Source organism: Streptomyces sp. AgN23 (genome assembly GCF_001598115.1).
GTDB lineage: Bacteria > Actinomycetota > Actinomycetes > Streptomycetales > Streptomycetaceae > Streptomyces > Streptomyces antimycoticus.
In genome coordinates, this window is the sequence record NZ_CP007153.1 from 7281219 (window position 1) to 7294405 (window position 13187).

Genomic DNA, 13187 nt, shown 5'->3' on the forward strand with positions numbered 1-13187 from the left:
CAGTCTCCAGCGAGTTCAGTCAAGGAGCCAAGGCTTCCCGTGCGCATCGCCAGATTCTCCATCGACGGCAACGTCGCCTTCGGCGTGGTGGAGGGTGAGCCGTCCGATCAGGACGGCCCCGTCATCGACATCATCAAGGGCCACCCCTTCGCCGAATTCGAGCGCTCGGGCCAGAAGGTCCCGCTGAGCAAGGTCCGGCTGCTGCCGCCCGTCCTGCCGAACAAGGTCGTCGGAATCGGGCGCAACTACGCCGAGCACGCGGCGGAGCTGGGCAACGAGGTCCCCGACGTCCCGGTCGTCTTCTTCAAGCCGTCCACCTCCGTGATCGGCCCCGGCGACCCCGTCCCGTACCCCTCCTTCTCCTCCGAGGTGCACTACGAGGCCGAGCTGGCCGTGGTGATCGGACGGATGTGCCGTGAGGTTCCGCGTGATCGCGTCAAGGACGTCATCCTCGGCTACACCTGCGGCAACGACATCACGGCCCGCGACGCCCAGCGGAGCGAGAAGCAGTGGGCGCGGGCCAAGGGCTTCGACGCCTCCTGCCCGCTGGGCCCCTGGGTGGAGACCGATATCGACCTGACGCGCGCCGCCGATCTCGGCATCATGTGCACCGTCAACGGTGAACAACGTCAGCTCGGCCGGACGAGCGAGATGGTGCGCCCGATCGAGGATCTGATCGTGCACATCACCGAGGCGATGACGCTGCTCCCCGGCGACGTCGTGCTCACCGGCACTCCGGCGGGCGTCGGCCCGCTCTCCGTCGGCGACGAGGTCGCCGTCACCATCGAAGGCATCGGCACTCTCACCAACAAGGTGATCAAGCGTGGCTAGCACATCCCCCTCCGCCCCCGTGCGAGTTCGTTTCTGTCCCTCGCCGACCGGCAACCCCCATGTCGGCCTGGTCCGCACGGCTCTGTTCAACTGGGCCTTCGCCCGTCACCACGGCGGCACTCTGGTGTTCCGCATCGAGGACACCGACGCCGCGCGGGACTCCGAGGAGTCCTACACCCAGCTGCTGGACGCCATGCGCTGGCTGGGCTTCGACTGGGACGAGGGCCCCGAGGTCGGCGGACCGCACGCGCCCTACCGCCAGTCGCAGCGGATGGACCTCTACCGCGAGGTCGCGGACAAGCTGCTGGAGGCGGGCCACGCCTACCGCTGCTACTGCACCGCCGAGGAGCTGGAGGAGCGCCGCGAGGCGGCCCGCAAGGCCGGCCGGCCCTCCGGCTACGACGGCACCTGCCGCACCCTGACCGCCGAGCAGATCGCCGCGTACGAGGCCGAGGGGCGCGTCTCGATCGTGCGCTTCCGGATGCCGGACGAGCCGATCACCTTCACCGACCTGGTGCGCGGTGAGCTGACCTTCACCCCCGAGAACGTCTCGGACTACGGCATCCTGCGGGCCAATGGCGCGCCCCTCTACACGCTCGTCAACCCCGTGGACGACGCGCTGATGGAGATCACGCATGTGCTGCGCGGCGAGGACCTGCTCTCCTCCACCCCGCGGCAGATCGGGCTCTACCGGGCGCTCGCCGAGATCGGTGTGGGCCCCGGCACGGTGCCCGCGTTCGGCCATCTCCCGTATGTCATGGGCGAGGGCAACAAGAAGCTCTCCAAGCGCGATCCGCAGTCCTCGCTGAACCTCTACCGGGAGCGCGGCTTCCTCCCCGAGGGACTGCTCAACTACCTCTCCCTGTTGGGCTGGTCGCTCTCCTCCGACCGGGACGTCTTCTCACTGGCGGAGATGGTCGAGGCGTTCGACATCTCGGGGGTGAACGCCAACCCGGCGCGTTTCGACCTCAAGAAGGCCGAGGCGATCAACGCGGACCACATCCGGCTGCTGGATGTGAAGGCGTTCATCGAGGCGTGCGAGCCCTGGCTGAAGGCTCCGCACGCGCCGTGGTCCCCGGACGCCTTCGACGCGGCCGCCTTCGCGGCGCTGGCCCCGCTGGCCCAGACCCGGCTGACGGTCCTGTCCGACATCACCGCGAACGTGGACTTCCTCTTCCTCGACGAGCCCGCCCAGGACGAGGCGTCCTGGACCAAGGCGATGAAGCCGGGCGCGGACGCGCTCCTGGCCTCGGTCCGTACCCGGCTGGCCGAGGCGGACTGGGACGCCGAGACCCTGAAGGCCGCGGTCCTCGCGGCCGGCGAGGAGCACGGCCTCAAACTGGGCAAGGCCCAGGCCCCGCTGCGGGTCGCGGTCACCGGCCGCACGGTCGGGCTGCCGCTGTTCGAGTCCCTGGAGGTCCTGGGCCGCGAGCGCACGCTGGCCCGGGTGGACGCGGCGCTGGCGAAGCTGGCCGGATAAGGGGCGCGGGGCGCTGCCTGGGCCTGTGCGGCGGCGCCACTCGCGGTGATACTCGTTTTGGTGGCCCGTCCACCATCGGGTAATGTTCTTCCTGCGCCGGACGGGCGGGCTGAGAGGCCGGGCCGGGGCGCAAGCCAAACAAAACCCCTTACCGGGGTGGCGTTTTGGTGGGGTATGGTGTAATTGGCAGCACGAGTGATTCTGGTTCACTTAGTCTAGGTTCGAGTCCTGGTACCCCAGCAAGAGATCCCTCGGATGACCGGTGGATCTCTTGATCAAAGCAGGACCAAGCCCCCGTTGTGTAGCGGCCTAGCACGCTGCCCTCTCAAGGCAGTAGCGCCGGTTCGAATCCGGTCGGGGGTACGGATCTCTTCGTCAGACGGAGATCGCTAGGGCCCCCGTTGTGTAGCGGCCTAGCACGCCGCCCTCTCAAGGCGGTAGCGCCGGTTCGAATCCGGTCGGGGGTACTGGTCTATACCATGGGCTATGGTGTAATTGGCAGCACGAGTGATTCTGGTTCATTTAGTCTAGGTTCGAGTCCTGGTAGCCCAGCGCAGCACTTGTGCTGATTCAGGCCCCCGTTGTGTAGCGGCCTAGCACGCCGCCCTCTCAAGGCGGTAGCGCCGGTTCGAATCCGGTCGGGGGTACCACCGAAAAGCCCTCCGCGGCAGCGCGGGGGGCTTTTTCGTGTCCTGGTCACTCCGTGCATTCATGCCCTGATCACGGCTCACTCCGCGAAGCGGCGCCCGGATTCCTCGGTTTGTGCGAGCCGCCGCAGGCTGAGCAGCACCGGCTCGTAGAGCACCGTCAGCGCCACCACCGCCTCGATCCGCTCGGGCGGGGTGTCGTAGGTCTCCACCAGGTCCAGGTCGGCGACGGCCAGTTCACCCGCCAGCCGGGCGTGCACCAGAAGGTGCTCGGTGTCATGGGGGTACCCGAGGCGGTCCAGCGAGGCGATGGCCGCGACCAGCATCCGGTAGGCGGGGGAGGTGTCGCCCAGCTCCTGGCCGTACGACCAGTCCATCCGCCGCAGCACGGTGTCCACCTGCTCCCGGGCCCGCGCCGCGTGCGGATCGTCCTCGTCGGGCTCGGGGCCGTGGGGCAGTGCCCAGACCGCGGCTCCCATCCGGGTGTTCTGGCTGAGCGACTCGTCCTCGGCGGCCTCCAGCACCTCGCGTGCCGTGGCCACCGGCATCCGGCCGACCTGGATCAGCGAGCGCACCAGCCGCAGTCGGCGCAGATGCTCCTCGCCGTACTCCGACGTGGTGGCGGTGATCCGCTCCCCCGGCGGCAGCAGCCGCTCGCGCAGGTAGTACTTGATCGTCGCGGTGGGCACTCCGCTGCGCTCGCTGAGCTCCGCCAGTCGCATCCTTGTTGCACCTTCCGTTGGAGAGTGACACTATCCAAGCTATGGATAGCGCCGCTATCCAAGACTATCCCGACGTGGGGACAAGGGGATCGCCATGGGTGCCGAGCTGTTCGCCGGCCGTATGACCGCCGAGGCCGAGGGGGAGGTCACCGTCTTCCTGATCGGCATGCGCGTCAACCGCTTCCGCGCGCTGCGCAGCTGGCTGCCGGTCTTCAAGGCGATGCCGCGGATGCTCCGCGAGCTGTCGCGGGACAAGGGGAGCGGGATGCTGGGCTATCAGCTGCTGTTCGGTCCGCCCCGGGTGCTCTGCGTCGTCCAGTACTGGGACTCGCATGAGCGGCTGCTGGAGTACGCGTCGGCCCAGGACAAGGAGCACCGTCCGGCCTGGGCGGCGTTCAACCGCCGGATGCGGGAGGGCCGGGGCAAGGTCGGCTTCTGGCACGAGACCTATGCCGTACCGGCCGGGGCGCACGAGGCGGTCTACGTCAACATGCCGGCGTTCGGCCTGGGCAAGGCCGCCGGAGTCGTTCCGGTCGGCCGCCGCGGTGACCGCGCGGCCGACCGGCTGAGCCTGAAGAGGGCGTGACGGGCCTCGGGTCCGGCGTGATCAATTCCCTCGGCGGAGGGCGTCGGTCAGGCGGGCGGCGGCGTCGATGACGGCCTGGGCGTGCATCCGGCCCGGGTGGCGGGTCAGCCGCTCGATCGGTCCGGAGACCGAGACGGCGGCCACCACGCGGTTGGACGGGCCGCGCACGGGCGCGGAGACGGATGCCACGCCGGGCTCCCGCTCGCCGATCGACTGGGCCCAGCCCCGCCGTCGTACGCCCGACAGGGCCGTGGCGGTGAACCGGGCCCCCTGCAGTCCGCGGTGCAGCCGCTCCGGCTCCTCCCAGGCCATCAGGACCTGGGCGGCCGAGCCGGCCTTCATCGGGAGGGTGGAGCCGACCGGCACGGTGTCCCGCAGTCCGGACAGCCGCTCGGCCGCCGCGACACAGATGCGCATGTCACCCTGGCGCCGGTAGAGCTGCGCGCTCTCGCCGGTCACGTCCCGGAGATGGGTGAGCACGGGACCGGCCGTGGCGAGCAGCCGGTCCTCGCCCGCCGCCGCCGCCAGCTCGGCCAGGCGGGGGCCCAGAATGAAGCGTCCCTGCATGTCGCGTGCCACCATCCGGTGGTGCTCGAGTGCGACCGCGAGCCGGTGTGCCGTCGGGCGGGCGAGACCGGTCGCCCCGACCAGTCCGGCGAGAGTGGCCGGGCCGGACTCCAGGGCGCTCAGGACCAGAGCCGCCTTGTCGAGAACGCCGACGCCGCTAGTGTTGTCCATGGGACGATACTCGCGTCTCACAGTGTGAAACGCAAGTTCAATTTCCCGGGAGACCCGCCACTCTGTAAATGGCGGGCCCGCAGACCAGGGCACGCAGTCGAGACAAGCTGGGCCGGCACTGGCGCCGGCCGGAGGGAATGCGATGGGACGGACACTCGCGGAGAAGGTCTGGGACGACCATGTCGTCCGGCACGCCGAAGGCGAGCCTGACCTGCTCTTCATCGATCTGCACCTGCTGCACGAGGTGACCAGCCCGCAGGCGTTCGATGGCCTGCGCAAGGCCGGCCGCACGGTCCGTCGTACCGATCTCACTCTCGCGACCGAGGACCACAACACCCCCACCCTCGACATCGACAAGCCGATCGCGGACCCCGTCTCCCGCGCCCAGTTGGAGACGCTGCGCAAGAACTGCGCGGAGTTCGGCGTCCGGCTGCACCCGCTCGGTGACGTCGAGCAGGGTGTCGTCCACGTGGTGGGACCGCAGCTGGGGCTGACCCAGCCCGGTACGACCGTGGTCTGCGGTGACAGCCACACCTCGACCCACGGCGCCTTCGGCGCGCTCGCGTTCGGCATCGGCACCAGCCAGGTCGAGCATGTGCTGGCGACCCAGACGCTGCCGCTCGCGCCGTTCAAGACCATGGCGATCACCGTCGAGGGCGAGCTGCCCGAGAGCGTCACCGCCAAGGACCTGATCCTGGCGATCATCGCGAAGATCGGCACCGGCGGTGGCCAGGGCCATGTGCTCGAGTACCGCGGCCCCGCCATCGAGAAGCTCTCGATGGAGGCCCGGATGACCGTGTGCAACATGTCCATCGAGGCGGGTGCCCGCGCGGGCATGATCGCTCCGGACGAGACGACCTTCGCCTATCTGGAGGGCCGCCCGCACGCCCCCCAGGGCGACGACTGGGACGCGGCCGTCGCGTACTGGCGCACCCTGCGCAGCGACGACGACGCCGTCTTCGACCGTGAGGTCGTCATCGACGCCTCCGAACTCGCCCCGTTCGTCACCTGGGGCACCAACCCCGGCCAGGGCGCTCCGCTGTCGGAGTCGGTCCCGGACCCGGCCTCCTTCGAGGACGCCAGCGAGCAGTTCGCCGCCGAGAAGGCCCTGGAGTACATGGGTCTGACGGCGGGTCAGCCGCTGCGCGACATCGCGGTGGACACGGTCTTCGTCGGTTCCTGCACCAATGGCCGCATCGAGGACCTGCGCTCCGCCGCCTCGGTGCTGTCCGGCCGCTCGGTGGCCGACGGCGTACGGATGTTGGTGGTCCCCGGCTCGGTGCGGGTCGCCCTGCAGGCCGTCGAGGAGGGGCTGGACAAGGTGTTCACCGCCGCCGGCGCCGAGTGGCGGCACGCGGGCTGCTCGATGTGCCTGGGCATGAACCCCGACCAGCTCGCGCCCGGCGAGCGCTCGGCGTCCACCTCCAACCGCAACTTCGAGGGCCGGCAGGGCAAGGGCGGCCGGACCCACCTGGTCTCACCGCAGGTCGCCGCCGCCACCGCGGTACTGGGCCATCTGGCCTCGCCCGCCGATCTGTCCGACGCGGCCGTATCGACTCCCGTGGGGGCCTGAGCAGTCATGGAAGCATTCACTACGCACACCGGCCGGGCCGTTCCGCTGCGCCGCAGCAATGTGGACACGGACCAGATCATCCCGGCGCACTGGCTCAAGAAGGTCACCCGCGACGGCTTCGAGGACGGGCTCTTCGAGGCCTGGCGCAAGGACCCGGAGTTCGTGCTCAACGCCGCCGAGTACAAGGGCGGAACGGTTCTGGTGGCCGGTCCCGACTTCGGCACCGGCTCCTCGCGCGAGCACGCGGTATGGGCGCTGCAGAACTACGGCTTCAAGGCCGTCATCTCGTCCCGCTTCGCCGACATCTTCCGCGGTAACTCCCTCAAGAACGGGCTGCTGACCGTCGTCCTGCCGCAGGAGACCGTGGACCGGCTGTGGAAGCTGGTCGAGGCGGACCCCGCCGCGGAGGTCACCGTGGACCTCGTCGACCGCCAGGTTCGAGCCGAGGGCATCACGGCTGATTTTGAGCTTGACGAGAATGCCCGGTGGCGACTCCTGGAGGGGCTGGATGACATCAGCCTCACCCTCAGGGAGGACGAATCCATCGCCGCGTACGAGGCGCGTCGTCCCTCCTTCAAGCCGAGCACGGTGGAGGTCTGACCCCCGGTTCTCCCTGTACAGAGCGGGTTTGGCAAGATGCGCCGCCGGTCCTCGGACCGGCGGCGCATCGGCATGTTGAGGCCCCGTGAAGCGACAACTCGCCTCAGATGGCACAATCAGTGCATGGAACGCGACGGCCAACTCGAGCTCTACGGCATCGTCGCCGACCGGCTCAAGGAAGCGCACGCAAGGGTGCGCGCACTGCAAGTCCCGGAGGGCGTACGGATGGCGCTGTCCCGGAAGCTGCTGGTCATCACCTCAGCGGCGAAACACGATCTCGCAGATGCGGCAAAGCGTCTGGAGCGGTTGATGAACGACCTCGACGAGGGCCGTTTCCCCCAAGATCCCGACACCGACGGAAGTCCGTGACGATCGAGTGCGTTGCGGCACAAGGGTGATTAGCCCGTTTCGTGTTTGATTTGCGGTATATATCTGCCTAACGTGCGAAAAGGCTTGAACACATTGATTCCGGCAATGTCTCCGAAGGGGAAGACGTGAACAAGGCGCAGCTCGTAGAAGCGATTGCCGACAAGGTCGGCGGCCGTCAGCAGGCCGCCGAAGCCGTCGACGCAGTTCTGGACGCCATCGTCCGGGCGGTCGTCGCCGGGGAGCGAGTTTCAGTCACTGGTTTTGGTTCGTTCGAGAAGGTGGAACGTCCCGCCCGGTACGCCCGTAACCCGCAGACCGGGGAGCGCGTGAGGGTCAAGAAGACCTCGGTGCCCCGCTTCCGCGCCGGCCAGGGGTTCAAGGACCTGGTGAGCGGCTCCAAGAAGCTCCCGCGCGGCGGTGAGGTCGCCGTGAAGAAGGCTCCCAAGGGCAGCCTCCAGGTGGCGGCGAAGAAGGCCGCGGCCAAGAAGGCGACCGCCAAGAAGGCTCCTGCGAAGAAGACGACGGCCAAGAAGGCGGCGGCCAAGAAAGCCCCGGCCAAGGCCGCCGCCAAGAAGGCCCCCGCCAAGAAGGCGGCGGCCAAGAAGGCGCCCGCCAAGGCCGCCGCGAAGAAGGCCCCGGCGCGCAAGACGAGCGCCCGTAAGACCGCCACGAAGAAGACCACCGCCAGGAAGCGCTAGCCGGCGGCGCACGGGCGCCGCACTGTTCACGCGCCGGGCCGGGCTCCCCGAGGGAGCCCGGCCCGCGGTGCTGTCCGCGGTGCTGTCCGCGGTGCTGTCCGCGGTGCTCAGAACGTCTGCAGCGTGACGAGGACGACCCGGCGCTGCTCGCCCTCGCCCGCCACCTCGATCCGCACCCGCTGGCCCGGCCGCAGCATCCGCAGCCCCCCGGCGTCGAAGGCCGCGGTGTCGAACGGCAGCGGGGTGCCGTCGTCGAGCAGCACACTGCCGGCGCGGGTCTCGGGGTCGTACGTATAGGCGGTTCCCTGCATGTCCGCCAGCCTAGCCCTGGTGTGGTGGCCCACGCCCAGGGCCACCGCCGCGCGCAGATCCCCGGCCGTGTCCACGTCGCGCCGCACCGAGTCCACCCCCGCCAGCTCGATCTCCCGCGCGCCCGAGGCCCGGTGCCGGGCCCGTGAGGGGCCCCCGAAGGCAGGCCCGAGATCGGCACCGGGCGCCGCCGAGAGGAGGGTCGTGCCCACCCCCGCGGCATCCGCCAGAAAGGCGCGTGAGAAGCCGGACGCGGCCTCGAGCACCAGGTCGAGTTCGACGGTCCGCAGCGCCGGGAGATCGGCGTTCATCGCCGCCACGGCGGCCCCCGGGCGCTCTCCGCGGACCGCGAGGGCGCCGTGCGCCAGCGCCGCGTTCAGCCCGCGCCCCGGGGAGTCGGGCAGGATCCGGGCGCCGAGGGCGGACAGCTCACGCCCGGCGAGCGGGTCGTCGGTGACGACGGTCACCTCTCGCACCCAGCGGCTCGCCAGCGCCGCGCCCACCGTGTCCTGGGCGAACGCGAGCGCGAGCGAGGCCCGGAGGCCGTCACCGGCGGCGTCGGAGAGCCTGGTCTTGGCCCGTGACAAGGGCTTCAGCGGCACCACGAGGGTCCAGGTCACAGGGGCTCCGTTTCTTCCCACGGACCTCATTCTCACCTGCTGCCCGGCTCGCCGAAGACGTGCGGGGTTACGGTGTTCTCGACAGACAGGGTGCCTGGAGCGACACTTGTGCGGCTGCAGGGGACGACAGCGAGCCAGCAGGTCAGCAGGGTCCAAGAGAGGATGTTCCGAGTGTCCGGCCGCAGAATCGGCTTCTGGTACCGCATGGCAGCGGTCTTGTGCAAACCGCCGCTGGTGGTTCTGTTCAAGCGGGACTGGCACGGAATGGAGCACATTCCCGCCGATGGTGGATTTATCACCGCGATCAATCACAACTCGTATCTCGACCCCCTCTCCTACGCGCACTTCCAGTACAACACCGGAAGGGTGCCGCGCTTCCTCGCCAAGGCCGCCCTCTTCAGGGGCGGCTTCATGGGCTCCATGCTCCGCGGCACCGGCCAGATCCCCGTCTACCGCGAGTCCACCGACGCCGCCAACGCCTTCCGGGCCGCCGTGGACGCCATCAACAAGGGCGAGTGCGTGGCCTTCTACCCCGAGGGCACCCTGACCCGCGACCCCGACATGTGGCCCATGCGCGGAAAGACCGGCGCGGCGCGGGTCGCGCTGCTCACCAAGGCCCCGGTGATCCCCGTCGCCCAGTGGGGCGCCAACGAGGCCGTGCCGCCGTACGCCAAGGAGAAGCGGGTCCGTCTCTTCCCGCGCAAGACGCTCAAGGTGCTCGCCGGCCCGCCGGTGGACCTGTCCGGGTTCTACGGCCAGGAGCCCACCGCGGAGGTCCTCCGGGCGGCCACCGACGTCATCATGGACGCCATCACCGACCTCCTCTCCGAGGTGCGCGGAGAGCCGGCGCCCGTTCACCGGCACGACCGGCCCACCAGCACCAGCACCAGCACCGACGGCCCGCCGCTCCCGCTGGCCGATGAGGAGAGCAAGTGACGCGCTGCGCCGTCTTCGGCACCGGCTCCTGGGGCACCGCCTTCGCGATGGTGCTCGCCGACGCCGGCTGCGAGGTGACGCTGTGGGGCCGCCGGCCCGGTGTCGTCGAGGCCATCAACACCGGCCGCACCAATCCCGACTACTTCCCCGGGGTGCGGCTGCCCGACAACGTGCGGGCCACCACCGACCCGGCCGAGGCCGCGGCCGGCGCGGAGTTCACCGTCTTCTCCGTGCCCTCCCAGACGCTGCGCGGCAACCTCTCCGAATGGGCCCCGCTGCTGGCCGCCGACACCGTGCTGGTCTCCCTGATGAAGGGCGTCGAACTCGGCACTGCCAAGCGGATGAGCGAGGTCGTCCAGGAGGTTGCCAAGGCGCCCGCGGAGCGCGTCGCGGTGCTCACCGGGCCCAACCTGGCCAAGGAGATCGCCGCCCGGCAGCCCGCCGCCTCCGTGGTGGCCTGCCCCGACGAGAGCGTGGCCCGTCGCCTCCAGACCGCCTGCCACACCGCGTACTTCCGCCCGTACACCAACACCGATGTGGTCGGCTGCGAGCTGGGCGGCGCGGTGAAGAACGTCATCGCGCTGGCCGTGGGCATCGCCGACGGCATGGGGCTCGGCGACAACACCAAGGCGTCGCTCATCACCCGCGGCCTCGCCGAAACGACCCGGCTGGGCCTGGCGATGGGCGCCGACGCGCGCACCTTCGCGGGCCTGGCAGGCATGGGCGACCTCGTCGCCACCTGCTCCTCCCCGCTCTCCCGCAACCACACCTTCGGCACCAACCTGGGGCGCGGGATGACGCTGGAGGAGACCATCGCGGTCACCAAGCAGACCGCGGAAGGCGTCAAGTCGTGCGAGTCGGTGCTCGATCTCGCCCGCCGCTTCGACGTCGACATGCCCATCACCGAGACGGTCGTCGAGATCGTGCACGACGGCAAACAGCCGCTTGTCGCACTCAAAGAGCTGATGTCCCGCAGCGCCAAGGCCGAGCGGCACTGACGCCGCGCGGACCGCAAGGTAACCTCAACGCGATATGAGCAGCCAGACCCCTTCCTCAGGCCCTGTCCCGGCTTCTTCCGGAGGCGAGCGGCACAAGCCGCGCGTCGCCGTCGTCTTCGGCGGCCGCAGCTCCGAGCACGCCATCTCGGTGGTCACCGCGGGCGCCGTGCTGCGCGCCATCGACCGCGAGAAGTACGACGTGCTGCCGATCGGCATCACCGCTGACGGCCGTTGGGCGCTGACCGCCGACGAGCCCGAGCGGATGGCCATCGCAGGCAGCGAGCTGCCCAGCGTCGAACGGCTCGCCGAATCCGGCGAGGGTTCGGTCGTCCTCCCGGTCGACCCGGGGAACCGCGAGGTCGTCTACAGCGAGCCGGGGTCGGTGCCCAAGGCACTGGGCGACGTCGATGTCGTCTTCCCCATGCTGCACGGCCCGTACGGCGAGGACGGCACCCTCCAGGGGCTGCTGGAGCTGTCCGGGGTGCCGTATGTGGGCGCCGGGGTGCTCGCCTCCGCCGTGGGCATGGACAAGGAGTACATGAAGCGGGTGTTCGTCTCCTTCGGGCTGCCCGTCGGCCCGTACGAGGTGATCCGCCCCCGGGAGTGGCAGCAGGAACCTTCCGCCGCCCGCCGCAGGATCGTGGAGTTCGCCGCGGAGCACGGCTGGCCGCTCTTCGTGAAGCCCGCGCGGGCCGGCTCGTCCATCGGCATCACCAAGGTCGAGGACCCGGCGGATCTGGACGAGGCCGTCGAGGAGGCCCGGCGCCACGACCCGAAGGTCATCGTGGAGGCGCTGCTGCGCGGCCGCGAGATCGAATGCGGAGTGCTGGAGTACGAGGACGGGCCGCGCGCCAGCCTGCCCGCCGAGATCCCGCCGGTCTCCTCCCACTCCTTCTACGACTTCGAGGCGAAGTACATCGACGCGGCGGCCGGTATCGTGCCGGCGCCGCTCACCGAGGAGCAGACCCGGCGGGTCCAGGAGCTCGCGGTGGCCGCCTTCGAGGCGGCGTCCTGCGAGGGGCTGGTCAGGGCCGACTTCTTCCTGCTGGACAGCGGCGAGTTCGTGATCAACGAGATCAACACCATGCCCGGCTTCACCCCGATCTCGATGTACCCGCGCATGTGGCAGGAGAGCGGTGTGAGCTACCCCGAGCTGGTGGACCGGCTGCTGCAGGCCGCGCTGCGCCGCTCGACCGGGCTGCGCTAGGGCCCAGGCCCCTAGGCCACGCCCTTGGGCACCGTCTTCTTGACGGCCTTGGCGAGGTCGAGCAGGGCGTTGACCTCGGGGGCGTACTTCCCGGGTACGGTCACCTCGACATACGCCCGGCGAAGTACGGTGGTGAAGCGGTAGCCGTCCTTTCGCTTCTCCGGCAGCCAGTCGACGCCGTTCACCCCGGCCGACTCGGTCGCGGAGTCCATGGCCTCCGGCCGGGGGACCCCGCAGCGCAGCCGCACGGCGGGGTCCCCCCACACGGCTGTGTAGTCCGAGGCGGGCTCGGCGGTGCCCCGCTTCAGCCCGTTCACGGTGGTGGGCAGTTCCTTGTGGAGCGCCCGGCACACCGCCGCCGCCTGTGCGGACGGCGTGGGAACCGCGAGCGCCACACTGTCGTCGGAATCCCCGGTGAAGGTGCAACCGGCCATCGACACCAGGGCCAGCGCCATGGTGGCGGAGAGCGGGACGAGCCGTTGGGCGAGACTACGGTGTGCGCAATTCACCGGCCGAGCATACGGGGGAGCTAGAGATGGACGACCGGGCAGGTCAGGGTTCGAGTGATGCCTTCGACTTGCTGGACTTTCGCGACCACCATGCGGCCGAGTTCATCGACCGTATCGGCCTGGGCACGGACGATCACGTCGTAAGGGCCCGTGACGTCCTCCGCCTGTATCACCCCGGGGAGCTTGGCGATGACGTCGGCCACGGTCGAGGCCTTGCCGACCTCGGTTTGGATCAGGATGTACGCCTGTACCACGGAACCTCCAGGGCGGCTACGAGGATCATGTGGGGAGAAGGGACGCCACGGTACCGCGTCGCCATGCGGCGCGGGGAGACCCGCGCGGGGAGCGCGGCGTGGTGGGCAAG

At 69.9% G+C, this 13187-nt stretch carries 14 protein-coding genes, 5 tRNA genes and 1 pseudogene; 15 read left to right on the plus strand and 5 right to left on the minus strand.

Going from position 1 to position 13187, the window contains the following annotated elements:
- The first annotated feature begins 39 nt into the window (after nt 1–39).
- From AS97_RS31725 to AS97_RS31755, 7 genes are all read left to right on the plus strand, one after another.
- Entirely contained in the window at nt 40–831 is a 792-nt protein-coding gene (locus AS97_RS31725; protein ID WP_059144160.1) for a fumarylacetoacetate hydrolase family protein, read from the plus strand.
- Nucleotides 824–2311 carry a glutamate--tRNA ligase gene (gene gltX / locus AS97_RS31730; protein WP_210566091.1) on the plus strand — a complete coding sequence of 496 codons (1488 nt, stop codon included), beginning with the start codon at nt 824–826 and terminating at the stop codon, nt 2309–2311. Before AS97_RS31725 ends, gltX begins: the two co-directional genes overlap by 8 nt.
- Nucleotides 2312–2479: 168 nt before the next feature.
- A tRNA-Gln gene (locus tag AS97_RS31735) sits at nt 2480–2551 on the plus strand.
- Nucleotides 2552–2601: 50 nt separating this feature from the next.
- A tRNA-Glu gene (locus AS97_RS31740) sits at nt 2602–2674 on the plus strand.
- A gap of 31 nt (nt 2675–2705) precedes the next feature.
- Nucleotides 2706–2778: transfer RNA gene (locus tag AS97_RS31745), tRNA-Glu, on the plus strand.
- A gap of 13 nt (nt 2779–2791) precedes the next feature.
- Nucleotides 2792–2863, plus strand: a tRNA-Gln gene (locus AS97_RS31750).
- A gap of 22 nt (nt 2864–2885) precedes the next feature.
- Nucleotides 2886–2961, plus strand: a tRNA-Glu gene (locus AS97_RS31755).
- Nucleotides 2962–3038: 77 nt separating this feature from the next.
- Here the strand turns inward: AS97_RS31755 and AS97_RS31760 are convergent.
- Nucleotides 3039–3680, minus strand: coding sequence for a MerR family transcriptional regulator (locus AS97_RS31760; protein WP_059144162.1), 642 nt, complete (start codon nt 3678–3680; stop codon nt 3039–3041).
- 94 nt (nt 3681–3774) lie between these two features.
- Between AS97_RS31760 and AS97_RS31765 the strand changes: the two genes are divergently transcribed.
- Entirely contained in the window at nt 3775–4266 is a 492-nt protein-coding gene (locus AS97_RS31765) for a DUF4188 domain-containing protein (protein ID WP_210566092.1), read from the plus strand.
- 21 nt (nt 4267–4287) lie between these two features.
- On the opposite strand, the gene ndgR is transcribed toward AS97_RS31765, so the two are convergent.
- On the minus strand, nt 4288–5004 hold the full coding sequence (ndgR, locus tag AS97_RS31770) for an IclR family transcriptional regulator NdgR (protein ID WP_030834082.1): 717 nt from the start codon (nt 5002–5004) through the stop codon (nt 4288–4290).
- A gap of 142 nt (nt 5005–5146) precedes the next feature.
- On the opposite strand from ndgR, the gene leuC reads away from it, so the two are divergent.
- The 4 genes from leuC to AS97_RS31790 all read left to right on the plus strand — a co-directional run bounded on the left by leuC (nt 5147) and on the right by AS97_RS31790 (nt 8244).
- A complete protein-coding gene (leuC, locus tag AS97_RS31775) occupies nt 5147–6577 on the plus strand; it encodes a 3-isopropylmalate dehydratase large subunit (protein ID WP_059144163.1) in 1431 nt (476 codons plus the stop codon).
- Between the two features lie 6 nt (nt 6578–6583).
- Nucleotides 6584–7177 carry a 3-isopropylmalate dehydratase small subunit gene (gene leuD, locus AS97_RS31780; protein WP_059144164.1) on the plus strand — a complete coding sequence of 198 codons (594 nt, stop codon included), beginning with the start codon at nt 6584–6586 and terminating at the stop codon, nt 7175–7177.
- Between the two features lie 123 nt (nt 7178–7300).
- Nucleotides 7301–7546, plus strand: a complete 246-nt coding sequence (locus AS97_RS31785) for a hypothetical protein (protein WP_014055151.1) — start codon at nt 7301–7303, stop codon at nt 7544–7546.
- A gap of 125 nt (nt 7547–7671) precedes the next feature.
- Nucleotides 7672–8244, plus strand: a complete 573-nt coding sequence (locus AS97_RS31790; protein ID WP_059144165.1) for an HU family DNA-binding protein — start codon at nt 7672–7674, stop codon at nt 8242–8244.
- A gap of 323 nt (nt 8245–8567) precedes the next feature.
- On the opposite strand, the pseudogene cofC reads toward AS97_RS31790, so the two are convergent.
- Nucleotides 8568–9173: pseudogene (gene cofC / locus AS97_RS31795) on the minus strand (2-phospho-L-lactate guanylyltransferase); the annotation flags it as partial.
- 171 nt (nt 9174–9344) lie between these two features.
- On the opposite strand from cofC, the gene AS97_RS31800 reads away from it, so the two are divergent.
- The 3 genes from AS97_RS31800 to AS97_RS31810 are packed head-to-tail and all read left to right on the plus strand — an operon-like array spanning nt 9345 to nt 12314.
- Nucleotides 9345–10109 (plus strand): lysophospholipid acyltransferase family protein, encoded by a 765-nt coding sequence (locus tag AS97_RS31800; RefSeq protein ID WP_059144166.1) that lies wholly within the window; start codon nt 9345–9347, stop codon nt 10107–10109.
- Nucleotides 10106–11107 (plus strand): NAD(P)H-dependent glycerol-3-phosphate dehydrogenase, encoded by a 1002-nt coding sequence (locus AS97_RS31805; RefSeq protein ID WP_086706646.1) that lies wholly within the window; start codon nt 10106–10108, stop codon nt 11105–11107. The genes AS97_RS31800 and AS97_RS31805 overlap by 4 nt, the downstream gene beginning before the upstream one ends.
- Nucleotides 11108–11141: 34 nt before the next feature.
- The gene (locus AS97_RS31810; protein ID WP_059144168.1) at nt 11142–12314 is read left to right on the plus strand and encodes a D-alanine--D-alanine ligase family protein; all 1173 of its coding nucleotides are present in this window, start codon (nt 11142–11144) and stop codon (nt 12312–12314) included.
- An 11-nt stretch (nt 12315–12325) separates the two neighbouring features.
- Here AS97_RS31810 and AS97_RS31815 read toward each other — a convergent pair whose 3' ends face one another.
- Nucleotides 12326–12769, minus strand: coding sequence for a DUF3515 domain-containing protein (locus tag AS97_RS31815; RefSeq protein ID WP_210567321.1), 444 nt, complete (start codon nt 12767–12769; stop codon nt 12326–12328).
- Nucleotides 12770–12843: 74 nt separating this feature from the next.
- Complete coding sequence (locus tag AS97_RS31820; protein ID WP_014055158.1) at nt 12844–13077, minus strand: Lrp/AsnC ligand binding domain-containing protein; 234 nt, start codon at nt 13075–13077, stop codon at nt 12844–12846.
- Nucleotides 13078–13187: the final 110 nt, after the last annotated feature.

Bases quoted from the DNA above. Each gene is read 5' to 3' on its own strand.
- AS97_RS31760 (WP_059144162.1), bottom strand. From the start codon at position 3,680: ATGCGACTGGCGGAGCTCAGCGAGCGCAGCGGAGTGCCCACCGCGACG.
- AS97_RS31765 (WP_210566092.1), top strand. From the start codon at position 3,775: ATGGGTGCCGAGCTGTTCGCCGGCCGTATGACCGCCGAGGCCGAGGGG.
- ndgR (WP_030834082.1), bottom strand. From the start codon at position 5,004: ATGGACAACACTAGCGGCGTCGGCGTTCTCGACAAGGCGGCTCTGGTC.
- leuC (WP_059144163.1), top strand. From the start codon at position 5,147: ATGGGACGGACACTCGCGGAGAAGGTCTGGGACGACCATGTCGTCCGG.
- leuD (WP_059144164.1), top strand. From the start codon at position 6,584: ATGGAAGCATTCACTACGCACACCGGCCGGGCCGTTCCGCTGCGCCGC.
- AS97_RS31785 (WP_014055151.1), top strand. From the start codon at position 7,301: ATGGAACGCGACGGCCAACTCGAGCTCTACGGCATCGTCGCCGACCGG.
- AS97_RS31810 (WP_059144168.1), top strand. From the start codon at position 11,142: ATGAGCAGCCAGACCCCTTCCTCAGGCCCTGTCCCGGCTTCTTCCGGA.
- AS97_RS31815 (WP_210567321.1), bottom strand. From the start codon at position 12,769: ATGGCGCTGGCCCTGGTGTCGATGGCCGGTTGCACCTTCACCGGGGAT.